Genomic DNA, 3,746 nt, shown 5'->3' with positions numbered 1-3,746 from the left:
GGCGAACTCGCCCTCCTCCTCGGCCGCGACGACGAGGCCGCCGCCCACTTCGCCCAGGCCGCCGCGATCGCCGACCAGTGGAACGCCCCCCACTGGTCCGCCGACGCCCGAACACACGCCGATCTTGCCCTCGGCGTCCATGTTTCGCCCCCACAGGAACGCTGAAAGCAAGAACGGCGTTGGGGTGCCTCAGCTGCGAAGATGCTGCCGGCCGGGTGTGCTCATCCGCGTAGGAAGTTGCTGATCCGGTAGGGGGTCTGCTCGGCCGGCCCGATCAGTGGATCGAGCAAGCCGCCCCACACCTCGTCGGTCTCCCTGGACCTGGACTCGCTGATCCGCATCGCCTCGACGACGCGGTCCGGCATGTCCTCCATCAACTCCTGAATGTTGGTCTTCACCCTGGGCTCGTCGGGCATCGCTGCGATCCGCGGCTGCTTTCAGGGGCACGTGTTGGTGATCGTATCGGGCTTGCCGCAGTAAAAGCGGCATTTACTGCGGCAGTCATATGGAGGTGGGGACGTCACGGATTGCAGCGGCGATTACCGACAGCTACTTGTCGGGTAGTGGCAGCTGTACGAGAACAGGGCCTCATACGAGCCGTTTTCCACACTGGGCACAGCAGCCGCCGCAGTAGGGCGGTCGTTGTCGGTGGCCACGGCCCTCAGGAGCAGTCGGCAGAGCGCTCCGATTCGCGGAGCCAGGGGGTGGTCAGCTGCGATCGCCGTGCCAGGCCAGCCGCTTGAGGAGGGCGACGGACTCCGCAAGTTGTTGTTGTTCGGCGGGGGACAGCTCTGCCCTGATGGCCTCGGCGAGCCAGTCGGCTCGGCGGCCGCGACGTGCTTGGAGTGCCTGCAGTCCTGGATCGGTCAGCATGACGAGGACCTTGCGCCTGTCGTCCGGATGGGGCTTTTGGCGGGCGAGGCCTAGTCCCACGAGTTGGCCGACGACCCGTGCCGCCGACTGGTGGCGGACCTGCTGCCGGGCCGCGAGCTCGCTGGTGGTCATGGGCCCTTCGCGGTCGAGGAAGCCCAGCACCGCGGCCTGTGCCTGCGGCATGTCATCGGTGGCCCGTGCGCGCCGCACCAGGTTTCCGACGACGGCTCGCAGGTCGCTCGCGATCTCCTGCTCGTTCACGGCATCACCGTACCCGCAGGATAGATGTACAGCAATACTGTACAGTCTGGCTGTATAAATGAGAGGGAGACCAGTCATGCAGATCACCTCGCTGGGGCATTCCTGCATACGACTGCAGCACGAGGGCTGCACCGTCGTCATCGACCCCGGCTGCTTCAGCGATCCAGACGCGCTGGAGGGAGCCGACGCGGTGCTCATCACGCATGAGCACGTAGACCACTTCGTCCCCGACCGGCTGCGGGAGGCCGGCGGCGACATCGACATCTGGACCCACCCGGCGGTCGCCCGCCATCTCACCGACCTCGGCGGGCGCGTCCATACCGTCCAGCACGGCGACGCGTTCGACGTCGGCCCTCTGGAATTCCACGTGTACGGGGAGAAGCACGCCACCATCCACCGCGACTTCGCCGAGTTCGACAACGTCGGCTTCCTGGTCGACGGGGTCTTCCACCCGGGCGACGCGCTCACTGTCCCGGAGGAGGAGGTGCGCACGCTCCTCGCGCCGGCAGGTGCGCCGTGGGTGAAACTGGCCGAGGTCGTCGACTACGTCAGGGAGGTCGGACCCGGCGAGGTCTTCCTCGTTCACGAAGCGGTGCTGAGCCCCGCGGCGCTGAGTGCCCACACTCAGATCCTGAGCAGCTTGGTCGGCGGACCGCACGGCCCGGCCGTCCGCACCTGGTCGGCAGGGGACGAAGTCGGCCTGTCCGGAGCCGGCTCCGCGTTGTAGCCCTGGCCGACCTCAAGCTCGCTCACCTTGGGGGTGATGACGTAGCCCTGCAGGCCCGTGTTCTGGGCGATCCAGCGCAGCGGCTCCACCAGCGCGCGACAGACCACCGCGATGCCGGCCAGGCCCAGGCCCTCGGCGAGCACCTTCTGCGAGTGCCCCAGGGAGGCGCCGCCGCCAATCGATTCCGTCGCATGCCTATGGCGCCGACGGGACCAACGAGGTCCCGGAGGGCATGCGAGTATGCAATATCGACCGTCGGTGACCGGCAAAGCTCTTCGGCTCCCGAATCAACCCAGGTCCCGGTAGCGGCCATCGAGCGGGCCCTCCTGTCGGACCACCGCGTCGTGGTCGCGGCCCGCAAGAGTCCTCAAGCGAGGGCCGAGCCGGAGCAGGCTCAGCACAACCCGAACGCGCTCGGACTCGCCGAGTTCGCCACCGAGGTGATGGACATGCTCGGGACCGAGCCCACTCCGCGCGAGATCCTCGTCGAGGGCGTCCTGATGCACCGGTGGGCCGAGCGCGACGGCACCTACGACGAGCTGGTCACCCAGCGCTCGCAGGCCCTCGCAATGCTTCCCAGCCGACAGGGCCAGCGATGAGCAACACTGGTCACCGGGGCCACCTCGGGCATCGCTCAGTTGGGTGCCTCGATGGTCAAGGGTCTGCGCCTGGTCGCAGGCTGTCGAGGTGGGCAGCGTGATCGCTGACGCTCAAGTGGGCCAGGCACTCGGCGTACGGTTCGACCCGGCGGCCGCGGCAACCCACGGGATCGCCATTCGGATCGGCGCCTCGCCCACAGTACGGCCACCGGGGGGCCACCGCCAGCGCCTTGATCTTCGCCAGGCCGATCGCGCCGAGCATCACCACCCGCCGCTGCGCTTCGCGCCGATCAGCGCGAGCCGGAATGACCTGCAAAGGTGATCGTCGGCCACGTTGAGGGGCGGGTAGGCGATGCGTCCGCGGCGCCGCGGACGGTGAGCGCCTTCCCGGCGGGCAGCTGTGCGACGGTGGCCACCGCTTCCCCCTTGCCACAGATAACAGGGCCGCTTCGCGTAGCAGCCCGGAACCGTCGCCGCAGGTCGCGATCAACGATGCCCCAGATAATAGGGCGTTATCCGTGGACTCGCTTCCAAGAGACTCGACCCGGCCCCGCCTCACCTACGGGCCATGGGCGGCGTGCGCGCCGCTGGTCGAGGAGTTCTGCGCCGAGGCTGGGCTGCCGACCGAGGCCCGCAAGCTGACCGGCCACTACAAGACGCTGCTCGACCGGCTGCCTCGTCGCGCAACTCCGGATCCGCCCTGTCCGGCGCCGCGGACCGCGAAGGTATGCACCGCCCGGCCGATCCGCGTCTCTGCCAAAGGTAGAGATCAGGCCTGCCCCAGCAACCGGTCGACCAGCCCGGCGATGTAGTCCGGGGTGAGCGGGCCCGCGCCGAACAGGACGCGGATGTACATCGGGGCCATGATGTGGTCGAGCACGCCCAGCACGTCGGGTGGATGCTCGCCGCGTTCGCCGGCGCGGTCGAGCATGGCCTGCACGAACCGGGTGCGTTCGGCGAGAAAGTCGTCACGCGCCCGCAGACCCCGTTCGCCCCTGTTCGACAGGGCGACGGTCAGGCGCAGCACCGCCAGGCCGTCGGGTCCCGTGATCTCGCGCGCCACCTGGGCCGCGTAGGCGTGCAGGTCACCGGCCAGGCTCCCGGTGTCGGGCATCGGCGACTGCGCGTTCAGGCGCGTGAGCGCCACGTCGGTGAGCAGGGCCTCCAGGGTGCCCCACCGGCGGTAGACGCTGGTATCGGCCACGCCCGCGCGGGCCGCGACGTCACCGACCGTGAATTCGCCGTAGCCGCGCTCGCCGACCAGGTCCGTGACGGCCTGGTGCACC

Annotated in this window: 6 protein-coding genes and 1 pseudogene; 3 read left to right on the top strand and 4 right to left on the bottom strand. The window is 69.0% G+C overall.

What is annotated here, in order from left to right; translation table 11 throughout:
- Nucleotides 1-221: 221 nt before the first annotated feature.
- Nucleotides 222-398 carry a hypothetical protein gene (locus tag AB0J09_RS58990; protein ID WP_360712140.1) on the bottom strand — a complete coding sequence of 59 codons (177 nt, stop codon included), beginning with the start codon at nt 396-398 and terminating at the stop codon, nt 222-224.
- Nucleotides 399-708: 310 nt separating this feature from the next.
- The gene (locus tag AB0J09_RS58985; RefSeq protein ID WP_360712137.1) at nt 709-1,134 is read right to left on the bottom strand and encodes a MarR family transcriptional regulator; all 426 of its coding nucleotides are present in this window, start codon (nt 1,132-1,134) and stop codon (nt 709-711) included.
- A 58-nt stretch (nt 1,135-1,192) separates the two neighbouring features.
- Here AB0J09_RS58985 and AB0J09_RS58980 point away from each other — a divergent pair, with 58 nt between their 5' ends.
- Nucleotides 1,193-1,861, top strand: coding sequence for an MBL fold metallo-hydrolase (locus AB0J09_RS58980; protein ID WP_360712134.1), 669 nt, complete (start codon nt 1,193-1,195; stop codon nt 1,859-1,861).
- On the opposite strand, the pseudogene groEL reads toward AB0J09_RS58980, so the two are convergent.
- Nucleotides 1,852-2,037, bottom strand: a pseudogene (groEL, locus tag AB0J09_RS58975) (chaperonin GroEL); the annotation flags it as partial. The gene AB0J09_RS58980 and the pseudogene groEL overlap by 10 nt on opposite strands.
- A 168-nt stretch (nt 2,038-2,205) precedes the next feature.
- Here groEL and AB0J09_RS58970 point away from each other — a divergent pair.
- Entirely contained in the window at nt 2,206-2,460 is a 255-nt protein-coding gene (locus tag AB0J09_RS58970; RefSeq protein WP_360712131.1) for a hypothetical protein, read from the top strand.
- Between the two features lie 88 nt (nt 2,461-2,548).
- Nucleotides 2,549-2,782 (top strand): hypothetical protein, encoded by a 234-nt coding sequence (locus AB0J09_RS58965; protein ID WP_360712128.1) that lies wholly within the window; start codon nt 2,549-2,551, stop codon nt 2,780-2,782.
- Between the two features lie 447 nt (nt 2,783-3,229).
- On the opposite strand, the gene AB0J09_RS58960 is transcribed toward AB0J09_RS58965, so the two are convergent.
- Nucleotides 3,230-3,746, bottom strand: a 517-nt coding sequence (locus AB0J09_RS58960) for a TetR/AcrR family transcriptional regulator (RefSeq protein ID WP_360712126.1), incomplete at its 5' end; no start/stop codon positions are given.

Origin of the sequence: Nonomuraea sp. NPDC049784 (assembly GCF_040659615.1) — a bacterium.
Taxonomy (GTDB): domain Bacteria; phylum Actinomycetota; class Actinomycetes; order Streptosporangiales; family Streptosporangiaceae; genus Nonomuraea.
Note: the sequence above shows the minus strand (reverse complement) of the source record. Positions and strands in the feature narration are given on the sequence as shown.